The organism is Bifidobacterium sp. JNUCC 75 (genome assembly GCF_054819865.1).
This window is the reverse complement of the sequence record NZ_JBTHIF010000001.1, coordinates 1,368,683-1,382,762: the sequence shown is the minus strand read 5'-3', so window position 1 is coordinate 1,382,762 and position 14,080 is coordinate 1,368,683. Positions and strand designations below refer to the sequence as shown.

Genomic DNA, 14,080 nt, shown 5'->3' with positions numbered 1-14,080 from the left:
GAAGCTGCCGTTCCTAAGCCGTCTGCCCCCCACCCGTGATAAGGCCGTAGGAAGCCAGGCATTCTTCAGAATCCGGGTCGATGTCACTGGGGTCCATGAACCCATGCCATTTCTCCTGGGGGAAGAGCTCGTCGGAGAAGGCGAGCCACTCGGCCACCAGGTCGGCTGACCCGTCCGCCAGCCAGCGGTATTGCAGGCCATCCATGGCCGACATGCACAGCATCCACATGTGGTGGAAACGGTCCAGGTCGTACCCTCTGGGCAGGCACCAGTTCAGTGACTTGATGGTCTGCCAGAACTTCTGGTTGCGGCCTATGAAATAGCGGTGAGCTGGGTGCGAAGGGCTGAGAGCCTCACCGTTCAGGATGGAGAAGAGCTTGACCATCTCCGGCCTGCGAGCATTGAAAATAACGTTGTTGGCGCAGAATCGGGGGAAGAAGAGGAGGCTGTGTCCGTCCGCATCCGTCCCCGTACAGGTCTTGTAGATGAATTCGTCGGCTTCAGGGGAGTCATAGGCCTGCTCCATGACCATGCTGAACAGGTCGTTCTTGGAGTTGATGTAATGGTAGAGAGCGGCCTCTGTGATGCCTACCTGATCGGCCACGTCCTGCAGGGACATCCCCCAAAAGCCTTTGACGGCAATCACCTTGACGGCAGCCTTCACAATCTGGTCCCTGCGTTCATCGGCAGTCATCCGCTTGCGCCGGGTGAAGGCCTTGCCGGTAAACACCTGACGAGCACGAGGGTTCTCCGAGAAAGTGGATCCGACCGTTGGGCCGGATCCGGTGACCCTCTTGCCGGCCCGGTACTGGTTCCAATCCTCTACGCCGGTCATGAACCTCCTTTACACAGGCACCTTGCGGGCGGGGACCCCGTCCCTGCGGTTGCAGCCCGCCCTCGTGGGTCCCCATCATAACTGCAAGCGGCTCCAACATTCCCAACCCTTGGGGTTCCGAACTGTTAGTCGCCACATGATTTCAACCATTAAAGGAAATCCACACACGCTTATCTATAGGTTTATTAATGAATGCTATCATTTTAGTCAAACGATAATACAAACGCGGGTCGCCAGCCTAGCGGTCCTTCCCGGAGTGGGGTACGATTCCGGCAGCTATTCCAATCGAACGCTGTTGCCTTCAGGATATCGTGACCCCTGGTACAGACCGGAAGGGCTGCCTACGGCCTGCCCAACCGGCCCAAACCCAAGGGGCTGAGCCAAGGTTGCATCGAAGATAGGGAGAACATGCAATACGGTCATTTTGACGACGCAGCCAGGGAGTATGTCATCGACACACCCGCCACCCCGCTGCCCTGGATCAACTATCTGGGCAACCAGGACTTCTTCTCCCTCATCTCCAACACAGGCGGCGGTTACTCTTTTTATAAAGACGCCAAGCTCCAGAGGATAACCCGCTACCGCTACAACGGGATACCTGCCGACAACGGCAGCCGCAACTACTACCTGAGCCTCATGAATCGGGACAACCCAGAGTCCGCCCCCCTAGCCACCTGGTCCCCCACCTTCCTGCCCTCCAGGACCCCCCTTGACCGGTACAGCTGCCGCCAGGGAACCGGATATACCGTCTTCGAATCCTCCTACAAGGGGATCGACACGGTCATGACCGCCTTCGTTCCCGTGGATGCCGATGCCGAAATCAACCGTCTGAGAATCAGGAACACCACCGACTCTCCCGTCCTCCTGGATGTGACCGGCTGCGTGGAGTGGTGCCTGTGGAACGCCGTGGACGACTCCAGCAACTTCCAGCGCAACCTGTCTACAGGCGAAGTGGAGGTCGAGCAGGGATCAGAAGCCACCCTTCTCTACCACAAGACCGAGTACAAGGAACGCCGGAACCATTACGCCTTCTTCAGCGTCAACCGACATACCTGCGGGTTCGACACCAGCAGAGACGAATTCCTGGGTCGGTTCAACGGGTGGGACACTCCCCAGGCCATCACCGAAGGCAGAGCCCACAACTCTGTTGCGCACGGCTGGTTCCCCATAGCCGCCAACAGGGTCAGGCTATCCCTGGACCCCGGCCAGGAGGAGAGCCTGGTATTCATCCTGGGCTATGTCCAGTTGCCCAAGGAAGACAAGTGGGAGGACCCGGATGACCCTGCCAAGGTGGGAATCATCAACAAGAAACCCGCACACGCCCTCTTCGACCGATTCAGAAGGGACGACCAGGTCGACCAGGCTTTCGCCGACCTCAAGGCCTATTGGGCCGACCTTCTGGGTCGGTTCACCGTGGACAGCGGCGATCCTCGCCTGGACCGGATGGTCAACATCTGGCATCAGTACCAGTGCATGGTCACCTTCAACCTTTCGCGTTCGGCATCCTATTTCGAGTCGGGCACGGGGAGGGGAATGGGCTTCCGCGACTCCAACCAGGATCTCCTGGGCTTCGTCCACCTGATCCCCGGCCGCGCCCGTCAGCGCATCATCGACATCGCCTCAACCCAACTGGAGGATGGGTCGGCCTGGCACCAGTACCAACCACTGACCAAGAGAGGGAACGCCGACATTGGCGGCGGCTTCAACGATGACCCTCTCTGGCTGGTGGCCGGTACCTACGCCTACCTGGCCGAGACCGGGGATTCCTCCATCCTGGAGGAGCCCGTCCCCTTCAACAATGTGGAAGGGACCGAAGAGCCCCTCCTGGAGCACCTACGCAGATCGGTCGGGTTCACAATGAACCACCTGGGTCCGCATAAGCTCCCCCTGATCGGACGGGCCGATTGGAATGACTGCCTTGACCTCAACTGCTTCTCCGATACGCCGGGAGAGAGTTTCCAGACCGTCGAGAACAATGACACAGGCGTGGCTGAGTCGGTTCTGATCGGGGGCATGTTCGTCCTCTACGCCGGCCACTACGCCGACATCCTGGACCATTACGGAACGGATTGCGGGATGGGCAGGGAGGCTGTGGCCCAGGAGACTGCCACGATCCGCCAGGCCATCGAGAAGATGACCCATGCCGTGGAGGGTGCCGGCTGGGACGGCCGGTGGTTCCTCAGGGCCTACGATGCTTACTCCCGTCCTGTCGGTTCCCACACTGACACTGAGGGGCAGATCTACATCGAACCTCAGGGGATGTGCGTGATGGCCGGTATTGGTCTTGGTGACGGCAAGGCCCGACAGGCTTTGACCTCGGTCAAGGAGAGGCTGACCTCCTCCTGGGGTACCGCCATCCTGGCCCCCGCCTATTCCACCTACCGGATCGAACTGGGCGAAATCTCCTCCTATCCCAAGGGTTACAAAGAGAATGGCGGCATCTTCTGCCACGTCAACCCCTGGATCTCCATAGCCAACGCCATGGTCGGCGATGACGAGGAGGCCTTTGCGGTCTACAAGCGTACCTGCCCGGCCTACCTGGAGGAGAAGTCCGACATCCGCAAGGTGGAGCCCTACGTCTACTGCCAGATGATGGCCGGTCCTGAGTCCCCCACCCCCGGCGAGGGAAAGAACTCATGGCTGACAGGCACGGCCGCCTGGTCCTTCGTGGATATCTCCCAGTACCTGCTGGGGGTCAGGCCCACCTTGGACGGGCTGGCTATCGAACCCCACCTGCCCACCGAATTCAACGAATTGACCATCGGCAGAACCTGGAGGGGGGTCACCTATCGGATTTCCATGAAGCGGACTGGAAGGCGTTCGATCAGCCTGGACGGCCACGAACTGAGTGGCGGGATAGTACCACCCCAGACCAGTGAAAATCCCGTAGACGTGACCGTGACCTTCTGAAGGACCGCCGAGCCACCTGGTGATTTACAATGAGTCCCGGCCTGAGGGCCCTAAGTATCAAAGAGGATGAGAGCAGATGCAGTATTTCGAGCAGGAGATTGAGGGGATTGACGGCAGCCGGGCCAAGTTCGTCGGCTACAGCCTGGATAACAGCGAGGAGGTAGTGCCAGACCGGGTCCGCCCATCGGTCCTGGTCATCCCCGGGGGCGGCTATGAGATGACCTCGGACAGGGAGGCCGAACCCATCGCCGTACAGTTCCTGGCGGCTGGCTGCAATGCCTTCGTCCTGCGCTATTCCTGCTGGCCCTCCGTGTACCCGACAGCCCTGGTCGAAGCGGCTGAAGCCATGAAGCGCATCCGTGAGCACGCCGAGCAGTGGCACGTGGACCCCAAGGCCATCAGCATCATGGGCTTCTCAGCCGGCGGCCACCTGGCAGCCAACCTGGCCACGACCGCCGGAGACCAGGACCTCAGGGCCCACGGCTACGACCCCAACGCCGTCCGCCCCGACGGTCTTATGCTGGGCTATCCGGTCATCACCTCCGGCCCCCTCGCCCACCGAGGGAGCATCGACCACCTCCTGGGCGACAAGAAGGAGGACCCTGAGGCCCTAGAGGCGGTTTCCATCGAGAAGCACATAGACAGCAAGACCCCGCCCGTATTCGTCTGGCACACCATGGAGGATGGCCTGGTCCCTCCGGAGAACACCCTCATGCTAGTAGAAGCGTGCAAGCAGGCTGGCGTCAGCGTGGAAGCCCACCTCTTCCCCCACGGAGGCCACGGTCTGGGCCTGGGGACCGAAGAGACCGCCTGGCAGGGAACCAATGGAATCGAACCCTGCGTACAGATCTGGCCACGTCTCGCGGCCGCCTGGATCAAGCGGACCTTCAGGGGGCAGGGGGAGCCGACCGCCTGACTATCGTAGTTCAGAACTCCTTGATGCCAGCCATAACAGAACCCGGATACTCAGGTTCACCGTTGACAAGTCAGGCCAGTGCGACCAGAGCCACCCCGTAGGGAGGCAGGTCCAATGGGCCAGACACTCGGCCACCGCCCAAGAGTTCCTCACCGCCCCTCAGGAGGGGAAGGTCGATGGTGACTGGCGAGTGGGCCGAGTTGATCACAATGGCATACCGTGTCCCGTCATCCGATTGGCGAACGGAAAGGCTGACGTCCTTGGGAGTATCGACCGCGGGGAGCCCCAGGCTGTCAATGATGGAATCCATGAAGGCATCCATGCCAGCCTCGTCCAAAGGAGTGCCAGCGAAGTAGGCCCTCCCCTTGCCGAAATCGTTCACCGTCAGGGCGGGGCTGCCGGCGTAGAAGTCACCACCCCCGTAGGTGGCAAGGGGCTTGGCTCCCTCGCAATGAATCAGGCTGGCCACAATCTGACCAGCAGGCTGGCCGTCAGCAGCTGCCAGACCTTCCACCGGTATGGTTTCATCAGGCGCCAGGGCATCGATCTCCTTGACCCAAACCCCGGTCAGCCCCCTCAGAACACCCGGATACCCGCCTGGAACCACCAGGTCGCGTTCGTCATGGATACCGGCCATATAGCCGGTGACGAAGGTGCCCCCGTCGGACACATAGGACTCCAGGTGGTCTGCCACACCGGGCAATAGGGAAATCAGAGCCGGGGCCAGGATCAGGTCATACTTCTTCAGAGTCTCGACCGGGGCTGTGCTGGGAATGAAGTCCACGGCCAGGTTGCGGCGGTAGAGGGGCCGGTAGAAGCGATGGACCTCCTGGGGGTAGGAGAAGCCTGCCGTGGGACCCACACAACCTTCCAGGGACCAGTAGCTCTGCCAGTCGAACATGATGGCCACCCTGGCCACCACTCGGCTACCCATGAGACGGGCCCCCACCCGATCCAGCTCGGCCCCCAGGGCAGCGGTCTCCTTGAAGACCCGGGATTCCTCACTGCCGCTGTGGTCTATGACAGCCCCGTGGAAGCGCTCGCAGCCACCCCGGGACTGTTTCATCTGGAAGAACTGCACCGTGTCGGCCCCATGGGCCACGGCCTGCCAACTGAGCTTGCGGACCTCTCCGGGCCGCTTGACCTTGCAGAAGGGGAACCAGTTCTGCTGGTTGGGCGTCTGCTCCATCAGCATGAAGGGCCGGCCTCCGCCCACTCCCCGCATGAGGTCGTGGGACATTGCGGTGAAGCTGGGTGGGGTGTCCATGCCCGGATAGTTGTCCCAGCTGACCAAGTCCATCTGCTGGGCCCACTCGAAGTAGTCCAGGTCCTTGAAAGTCCCCATCAGGTTGGTGGTAATCGGCGTGGAACCGTCGTGGCGGCGGATGGCATCGCGCTCATTGGTGAAGCAGGCCAGCTGTGCCTGCTCCTGGAAGCGGCGGTAATCCATCTGCAACCCGGAGATCACACACTTGTTCTCACCGATCCCGTCGCCGTAGGTCACTGGTGGAACCACGTCATCCCAGTCGTAGATGGTGTGGCTCCAGAAGTTGGCGCACCAGGCCTGGTTGAGGGCCTGGACCGTGCCGTACTTCTCCTTCAGCCAGACACGGAAGGCCCGTGCACAGTTCTCGCAGTAGCACAGGCCGCCGCCACCGCCGTACTCGTTGCCCACATGCCAGGCCACCAGGCCCGGGGTGTCGGCGTAGCGTTCGGCCAGGTGGTCTGCCAAAGCCCCGGATGCCTGTCGGAAGTATTCACTGGTGGGGCAGAAGTTGTGTCGCCCACCGAAAACGCGATGCCTGCCCTCCTGGTCGGTCCGAATCACCTCTGGGTGGGTCCTGACCATCCAGGCAGGCAGGGCCGCCGTCCCCGTAGCCATGACGATGTTGAACCGGTGCTTGACCAGGAGGGCCACAATCTTATCCAGCATGGAGAAGTCATATCTGTCTTCCGAAGGTTGCAGAAGGGCCCAGGAGAAGACATTGATGGTGGCCTCGTTGATGTGGGCGTCCTCGAGTTTTTCGATGTCCTGTTCCCAGGTGTCCTCCGGCCACTGTTCCGGATTCCAATCGCCCCCGAACAGGAAACTGCTGAATGTGGGTTTCATGATCAATCTCCTTCGGGTCGTCCGACGGGCACCAAATGGCTCCATAGCGGGCGACTTCTCTTGTTGTTTTTTGCGAATGTATGGATTGCTCAGACCCGGTAGGCCACCGGATCGAAGGTGACCCGTCCGGCTCCATGGGCGTAGACCCCCAGAAGGATTCCGGTGAAGCCGCCGGCGTTGGTGAAGCTGAGGACCTTGCCCGGTGCATGACCCAGATCGTGATCCCCGTCCCGCCCCGAAGCGCGAAAAGCGTAGCCCATCTCGTCCCCCCTGACCTCAAGGCCTATGGGCGCCCCGGCCGGCAGTTCTGCGGACCCCACCAGGCTGACCAGGCCGGCGTTGTGTACCTGGACCTGGACATGTACCAGACCATTGCGCGCAGGTTTCACCGACAGATCCATGTAATGGTCGGCATTGGCGTAGACGGCCAATCCGGCCTGGCCATAAGCCAACTGGGCCGGCTCGGGGAGGGTGGCCTCGAAGGTACAGCGGAAGTCGGTCTGCCGGGTCCCGATCATGGGCGCCCCGTCGTCCAGGCCGAAGTCATGGCCTGCGGCCTCCACAAGTATGCGAGTCGCCGTTGGGTCGCCCGAATCCGCCACGCTAAAACGACCTGCCCTGTCCAAGGAAGGGGTGATCCAGTCAATCTGATCCTCAAGGGCCTCCCCCTTGCCCAGAAGGGGGACATCATAAGACTGGTCGGCCAGGGTGGGCCATCCATCCTTCCATGCGAACCAGACCGCATAGGACTCCCTGCCCAGCCAACCCTGGGCGGGATACTCATGGTTGTTCCGGGTTCCGTGGAAGACCATCAGGGTGCGGTCCTCATCGAATCCGGCGCAGTCGCAGTGGCCGATGGCCTGAAGGGTCAGGTGGGTGCTCCGGTTGGTGATCAGGGGGTTGCCCGGACACATCTCGTAGGGGCCTGTGGGCGAGGCGGAACGGGCCATGTTCTCCATGTGACCAGCCTCGGTGCCTCCCTCCGCCCACATCAGATAGTAGAGGCCATCCCGCTTGTACATGTGAGGCCCCTCAGGATTTGCCCCGGTGGTCCCTCCGCAGATTCTCTCCCTTTTAGACAGGACGGTTCCCGTGCCCACATCCAGACGGGACAGATAGATACCTGGGACCTCCCTATTACCTTCCTGGTCAACCTGGTCGCTTTCATTGCCGCAGATGTAGACGGTTCCATCGCCATCGAAGAGAAGGGTGGGATCGATACCGGGCCACCCCTTGACCCACAGAGGATCGGACCATCCCTGGTGGGGGTCCGGCGTGGTCATGATCATGGTCCCCTTGTTGACGTTGGTGACAATCAGGTAGAATAGGCCATCATGCCAGCGCAGGGTGGGAGCGTAAATGCCCCCGCTGTTGCCCATGCCCTCGCAGGGGAACTGGGAGGGGCGGTCCATGGCGTTCCCTACCAGGGCCCAATGCTTCCCGTCACCACTCTCGTATACGGGAAGCCCCGGGAAATACTCGAAAGAGCTGTTGACCAGGAAGTAGCGGCCCGAAGGGGCCCGGCAGATGGTCGGGTCCGGGTGGAATCCTGAGGCGATCCGGAGGGCGGGTTTGCAGTTGAACAGGGTCATCGCGGTACCTCCCCCTACTGGCGGTCCGCCTTGGCCTGGGCGAATAGGGAGGCCATATCGGGGTCGAAGAAGTGGCCGGTGGTCCGATCCAGGAAACACATCTCCTTGGTGGAGGTATCCCAGAGGACCGGGCAGGATCCGTTCTTACGGCAGCAGTTTAGAACGGTCGATATCCACTTGAGGTTACTGGCGTGGTCCTTCCCGTCCACGGCCTCGGTCAGCAGTCCGTACTCTCCGATGATCACGGGGATGCCGCTATCGACAAAGCGACGGCGCTGGGTGGCGAAATCGGCCTCCATTGCCTTGACGTCCGCCTCACTGCCCCACTCCTGCCTGGGTTTGCACCAGGTGGTGTCGTGTGTTGCCAGGGCGAAGTCGGCCGGGGAGTAATAGTGGATGGATACGATCAGCCGGTCCGCTACGCTGTCTTTAGGCAGGTGGTAACGGGAGTCACAGGTCATGGCCGTGTCGGTGTTGTAACCGGGGATCAGCAGGAAGCGGTCGGCGTTGTGCAATCCGCTGGCCCTGACCGTGTCAACGAAAATCTGGTTGAGCCTTTCCAAGAGTACATAGGCCCGGTCCCGGTCCATGCCATCGAAGCCAATCTCGTTGCCACCCTCCAGAATGAGGTCCTGTCCGTAATCCTTGAACGTGTCGGCGATCTCACGCCAGAGTCCGGCGAACCGCCTGCAGACCCCATCCGGGTCCTTGTCCGCCTTGCGGATCCAAGGGAGATCACCCTCACCACCATCGTGATGGACATTGACTATCACCTTGAGCCCGGCATCCAGGCTCCAGTCGACGGCCCGGCGGACCGCGTTCATCCAGATGGAGTCCACGTGGCCCTCCCCGTCAATCCACTCCACCCAGGTCACCGGGATGCGGATGGTGTCGAACCCGGCCTGCTTGACCAGGCGGGCGCACTCAGGGGTGAAGGGCTGGTTGAACCAGAGCTTCTCCTGATCCTCCGGGGTCCAGGTCCGACCCTCTTTCACGGCCTTCTCATGCTCCCCTTGGAGGGGAAAAGCATCGAAGGTGTTGCCCAGGTTCCAACCCAGGCCCAACTGTCTGACGAATTCAAGGGCTGTCGCCATGAACCATCCACTTCTTTCTGCCGATAAGGCTGTATCGATAAGGGATGCACCGCCCTGACGGCAGGGTCTTTAATCGGAGGGGAAGCCTACGAGCACATGCATCCATTAGCGTTTTCATTTATGCAATCCAGGTCCTCCCCTGACCTACTGGTCCGGGGAGGACCGCACCGGGCACAGGGGCCGGATGCCGAAAGCGGCACCCGGTCTCGCATGTAGCACGTAGCACTAGGATCTGGCTCACACGTGGAGAGGATCGGTGCCGGGCCTGACCAGGACCGGCAGGGTGTGGTAGTCGTAGTTCTCCTGGTACCAGCGTCCAGGCTCATAGGTCTTCCCGGTCAGCATGTTGACCCAGGGTCGGCCCGTGCCCTCATCTGGCACATAGAAGCGGGCGGTCCCGTTCTCGTTGAAGATTGGGGCCACCAGGATGTCGTCACCCAACATGTACTGGGTGTCGATGTCCTCGCAGGTCGGGTCACTGGGGAATTCCAAGACCATGGCCCTCATCATGGGCAGGCCCGTCTCATGGGTCTCATGCGACATTTTGATCAGATAGGGCACAAGACGCTGCTTGAGCTTGGCGAACTCACGGGTGACTTCGACGGCCTCATCTCCATAAAGCCAGGGAACCTTATATGCGGTGGACCCATGGTAGCGGGAGTGCGAGGAAAGGAGGCCGAACTGGGTCCAGCGCTTGTATATGTCGGGGGTGGGCTGGTCCTCGAAGCCGGCGATGTCGTGGCTCCAGTAACCGAATCCGCTCATGCCGAAAGAGAGGCCGGCCCTCAGGCTTTCGGCCATGGAGGGGTAGTTGGAGGTGCAATCCCCACCCCAGTGGACCGGGTAGCACTGACCACCCACCGTCGCGGAGCGGGCGAAGAGAATGGCCTGGTCGGCCCCCTTCACCTCGACCAGGAGGTCATAGACGGCCTTGTTGTATAGGAGGGTGTAATAGTTGTGCATCTTGACCGGGTCGGCACCGTCGTAATAGACGACGCCCTCAGTGGGGATGCGCTCGCCGAAGTCGGTCTTGAAGCAGTCCACACCCTGATCCAGCAGGTGCCTGAGCTTGCTCTGGTACCAGGCCGTTGCTTCGGGGTTGGTGAAGTCGACGATGGCCATGCCCGCCTGCCACTTGTCCCACTGCCAGACCTGGCCGTCAGTGCGCTTGATGAAGTACCCCTTCTCGGCCCCTTCCTTGAAGAGCTTGGACTTCTGGGCGATGTAGGGATTGATCCAGGCACAGACCTTGAGACCCTTCTGGTGGAGGCGGGCCAGCATCCCTTCGGGATCCGGGAAGGCGGAGTGTTTCCACTCGAAGTTGCACCATTCCAGGTCGTCCATCCAACGGCAGTCGAAGTGGAAGACCGACAGGGGAATGTCCCGCTCAGCCATGCCGTCGACGAACTCGTTGACGGTTTTCTCGTCATAGTCGGTGGTGAAGGAGGTCGACAACCACAAACCGAAGCTCCAGTCGGGGACCAGAGGGGGCTTGCCGGTCAGATCGGTGTAGGTGTTCAGCACCCCTTTGAGGTCCTGGCCGCCGATCACCGAGTATGTCAACTCCTGGCCGGGGACGGAGAACTGGACCTTGGAGACCTCATCGGAACCGATCTCGAACTCCACCTTATCAGTGGAATCCACGAAGACCCCATACCCCCGATTGCTCATATAGAAGGGGACGTTCTTGTAGGCCTGGGCCGTGCCTGTACCGCCATCCTGATTCCAGATGGTGACCGTTTGCCCATTCTTGACGAAGTTGGTGAAACGTTCGCCCAGACCGTAGATCTTCTCTCCCACGCCCAGGTTGAGGGACTCGACCACGTGTGGCCTGCCATTGTCATCGGTCACCAGGGCCTTGCCCCTCCACGCCGACTTGGTCAACGGACGGCCCTCATACTCGTACTCGAAGTCTATGGCGTCACCCTTGGCGATCTTCAAGACCAGCCTGCCACTGGTGAAGGTCCATCCCTTTTCCTCCTCCTCGATCGTCACCGGGGGATCGGTCCGGTTCAGTGTGAACCGGGGGTCATGGCTGTGGTCCTGCCTGTAATTGATGATCCGGGTGGTGATGATGTCGGGACGGGGGGATGTCACCTCGATGGTGAGCAGCCCTCCGTCCAGGGTCATGCCCGGATTCCTGATCACCTGGAAGGGGGCGTAGAGGGTCAGCTTCCTCTCTTCGACGTCGGCGCTGTAGATGTTGGCCGCATATTTGACGTCGAAACCGTCTCGCACCAGCCACTCTCCGTTGAGAAACTTCATGTTTTCCTAACTTTCCTTGTTGTTGTCGGTCACTATGTCCTAGAGCTGGTGACAGAAATCATGCAGAATCCGAATCTCACTCCACATCGATCCGGATGCCCAAGGGCAGACCAGCGACCGTGGTCGCGACGGGGTCCTTGAGGCCTTGAACCGCCAGTCCCTGGTCCGTCAGCTGGTAGTTGACTGGTCCTGCACCTAACTGGCTAACCTGGCGGACAATCCCCTGAAAGACCGACCCCTCCTTGCCGCGTGGGGCGAAGGCCTTAATCAGGGCCCGTCCGTCTGCTGCAGGCTTGAGCTGGTAGGCGTAAATAGCGCCTGATGCCGAGGTGAACCGGAAATCCTCGGAGGTGAAGACGGCCTCGGTCTGGTCCGCGAATGACCCCTCTGCCGGGTGGGTGGGACCCTCCTGAGCGATCCACCAGGGGCGGGATCCATAGATTCCTTCCCCGTTCACATCCATCCAACGACCGATGGATTCCAACATCTCCTCCTCCTCGGGGTCGATGGACCCGTCGGCGCAAGGACCAATGTTGAGCATGAGATTGCCGTTCTTGCTGACCGCGTCGAGGAGGGCGGCCAGAATTTCAGTCACCGACTTGTGATCCAAGGTGGTCGTGTGGCACCAGGAGTTGCGGGCGATGGCAGTGTCCGTCTGCCAGACGAAGGGGGTGGGGTTGGCGAAGCCGCCGCGCTCCACGTCTACGATGCCCGAACCCCAGGCCATGCCGTCCATCTTGTAACAGATGGCGGTCGGGGCCCCCCACTCCACGGACCGGTCGTAGTAGTAAGCGGCAAGGCGCTGCAAATAAGGCTTGAACGCCTCATGCTGGACCCACCAGTCAAAATAGAGGAGTTCGGGCCGATAGGCGTCGATCACCTCGCAGACCCGAAGGAGCCAATCGTCCAGGTACTCCTTGGTGGGATAGGGCTTGCTGAAGAGGTCCTGGTTGTCAGGCTCGGGCATGGCAGGCCAGTAGAAGTCGCCCCTCTTCATAGGCTGATGCACGTCGCTGTCGAACTCCTGCCCGTGGCCCATGAACCACCAGTGCTCAGCCCGGTGGTCGGACAGGGCGAAGTGAAGGCCCTGATCCAGAGTGGCCCGCCGCAGCTCACCTATCAGGTCGCGGTGGGGCCCCTTGTCGAAGGCGTTCCATTCCGACAGTTCGCTGCGGTACATCTGGAATCCGTCGTGGTGCTCGGCCACGGGCATGTAGTAGCGAGCGCCAGCCCGGCGGAAGAGGTCCAGCCACTGGTCGGGGTCGAAACGCTCCGCCTTGAACATGGGGATGAAGTCCTTGTAGCCGAACTCCTTCTGGGGTCCATAGGTCTTCACGTGGTGGTCGAACTCCGGGCACCCCTTGATGTACATGTTGCGCGAGTACCATTCGCTCTGGTAGGCGGGCACGCTGTATAGGCCCCAGTGGGTGAAGATGCCGAACTTGGCATCGGCGAACCAGGTGGGGGGCTCCATGGCGCACAGAGAGGCCCAATCGGCCTTGAAGGCACCACGGCTGATCTCGTCATCCACCCGTGAAAGATTGTCGGCCCCGACTACGTCTTCACGCAGGGGACGGGGCTCCTGTTCATTTTTCGTCATCGAATGTGGTCCTTTCCCAATCAAAGCCGACGGCTTGGAGCCAGGTCCTAGCCACCAGCATATGCCCCTCGACCCCGGGGTGGCAACGGTCCATGCTGAGTATGTAGCTGCTCTGTTTCTCGAGGAAGTGGTCCATGGCGGCCTGGACGTCCACGTAAGTGGCCCCATGCCGGTCCGCCACCTGTCTGGCCACCTCGGCATAACGGTCGACCATGGCCCTCATCGGGTCATCCCTGTTGGGCTCCATCATGAAGGGGCTCATGACAATCAGACCCTTGACACGGGGCTCGGTCCTGCCCATCAGATCCTCGTAGGTCTGTTCGAATTCATCCAAAGAGACCAGGTCCGCCTGGCGGAAGGGACCGTCGAAGTGACGCCAGACATCATTGATTCCTATCATAACGGAGACGTAGTCGGGCTTCATATCGAGCACATCCCTGTCCCACCGGGCTGCCATCAACTTGATGTCGTCTCCGCTGACTCCCTCGTTCATGATCATGAGTTCCCGATCAGGATAGACTGCGGTAAGAAGGGCGTGGACCAGGTTGACATAGCCGTCGCCGAAGGAGCCCCAGCCGGCTGGAACGGCCTTGTAATCACGGTTGACATCAGTGACCGAGTCTCCACAGAAGACAATCCTTGAATTTTTTTCAAATGGGAGCATGCAGCTCTCGCACCTCGTTTTCCTTCTCTGTCTTTTTCTGTCATTCGCAGCACGGCCCCTGATTGGGACCGATGCTGCTTCATCACCGGTGACT

At 60.8% G+C, this 14,080-nt stretch carries 9 protein-coding genes; 2 read left to right on the top strand and 7 right to left on the bottom strand.

Annotation, left to right across the window (positions count from 1 at the left end; translation table 11 throughout):
• Nucleotides 1-13: 13 nt before the first annotated feature.
• On the bottom strand, nt 14-835 hold the full coding sequence (locus ACVWNW_RS05625; protein ID WP_110424761.1) for a TetR/AcrR family transcriptional regulator: 822 nt from the start codon (nt 833-835) through the stop codon (nt 14-16).
• 408 nt (nt 836-1,243) lie between these two features.
• Here ACVWNW_RS05625 and ACVWNW_RS05620 point away from each other — a divergent pair, with 408 nt between their 5' ends.
• Together ACVWNW_RS05620 and ACVWNW_RS05615 are read left to right on the top strand one after the other, a co-directional pair.
• Entirely contained in the window at nt 1,244-3,745 is a 2,502-nt protein-coding gene (locus ACVWNW_RS05620) for a GH36-type glycosyl hydrolase domain-containing protein (protein WP_454481586.1), read from the top strand.
• A 76-nt stretch (nt 3,746-3,821) separates the two neighbouring features.
• The gene (locus ACVWNW_RS05615; RefSeq protein WP_454481584.1) at nt 3,822-4,661 is read left to right on the top strand and encodes an alpha/beta hydrolase; all 840 of its coding nucleotides are present in this window, start codon (nt 3,822-3,824) and stop codon (nt 4,659-4,661) included.
• Between the two features lie 70 nt (nt 4,662-4,731).
• Here the strand turns inward: ACVWNW_RS05615 and ACVWNW_RS05610 are convergent, their stop codons facing one another.
• The 6 genes from ACVWNW_RS05610 to ACVWNW_RS05585 all read right to left on the bottom strand — a co-directional run bounded on the left by ACVWNW_RS05610 (nt 4,732) and on the right by ACVWNW_RS05585 (nt 13,986).
• Nucleotides 4,732-6,771 (bottom strand): beta-galactosidase, encoded by a 2,040-nt coding sequence (locus ACVWNW_RS05610; protein ID WP_454481582.1) that lies wholly within the window; start codon nt 6,769-6,771, stop codon nt 4,732-4,734.
• Nucleotides 6,772-6,860: 89 nt separating this feature from the next.
• Nucleotides 6,861-8,363, bottom strand: a complete 1,503-nt coding sequence (locus ACVWNW_RS05605; RefSeq protein WP_454481580.1) for a glycoside hydrolase family 43 protein — start codon at nt 8,361-8,363, stop codon at nt 6,861-6,863.
• A 14-nt stretch (nt 8,364-8,377) separates the two neighbouring features.
• On the bottom strand, nt 8,378-9,457 hold the full coding sequence (locus ACVWNW_RS05600) for a glycoside hydrolase family 5 protein (protein ID WP_454481578.1): 1,080 nt from the start codon (nt 9,455-9,457) through the stop codon (nt 8,378-8,380).
• Between the two features lie 237 nt (nt 9,458-9,694).
• Complete coding sequence (gene yicI / locus ACVWNW_RS05595; RefSeq protein ID WP_454481576.1) at nt 9,695-11,722, bottom strand: alpha-xylosidase; 2,028 nt, start codon at nt 11,720-11,722, stop codon at nt 9,695-9,697.
• 76 nt (nt 11,723-11,798) lie between these two features.
• On the bottom strand, nt 11,799-13,322 hold the full coding sequence (locus ACVWNW_RS05590; RefSeq protein WP_454481574.1) for an alpha-L-fucosidase: 1,524 nt from the start codon (nt 13,320-13,322) through the stop codon (nt 11,799-11,801).
• Nucleotides 13,309-13,986: an SGNH/GDSL hydrolase family protein gene (locus ACVWNW_RS05585; RefSeq protein ID WP_198229905.1), complete on the bottom strand. Its 678-nt coding sequence runs from the start codon at nt 13,984-13,986 to the stop codon at nt 13,309-13,311. Before ACVWNW_RS05585 ends, ACVWNW_RS05590 begins: the two co-directional genes overlap by 14 nt.
• Between the last annotated feature and the right edge of the window lie 94 nt (nt 13,987-14,080).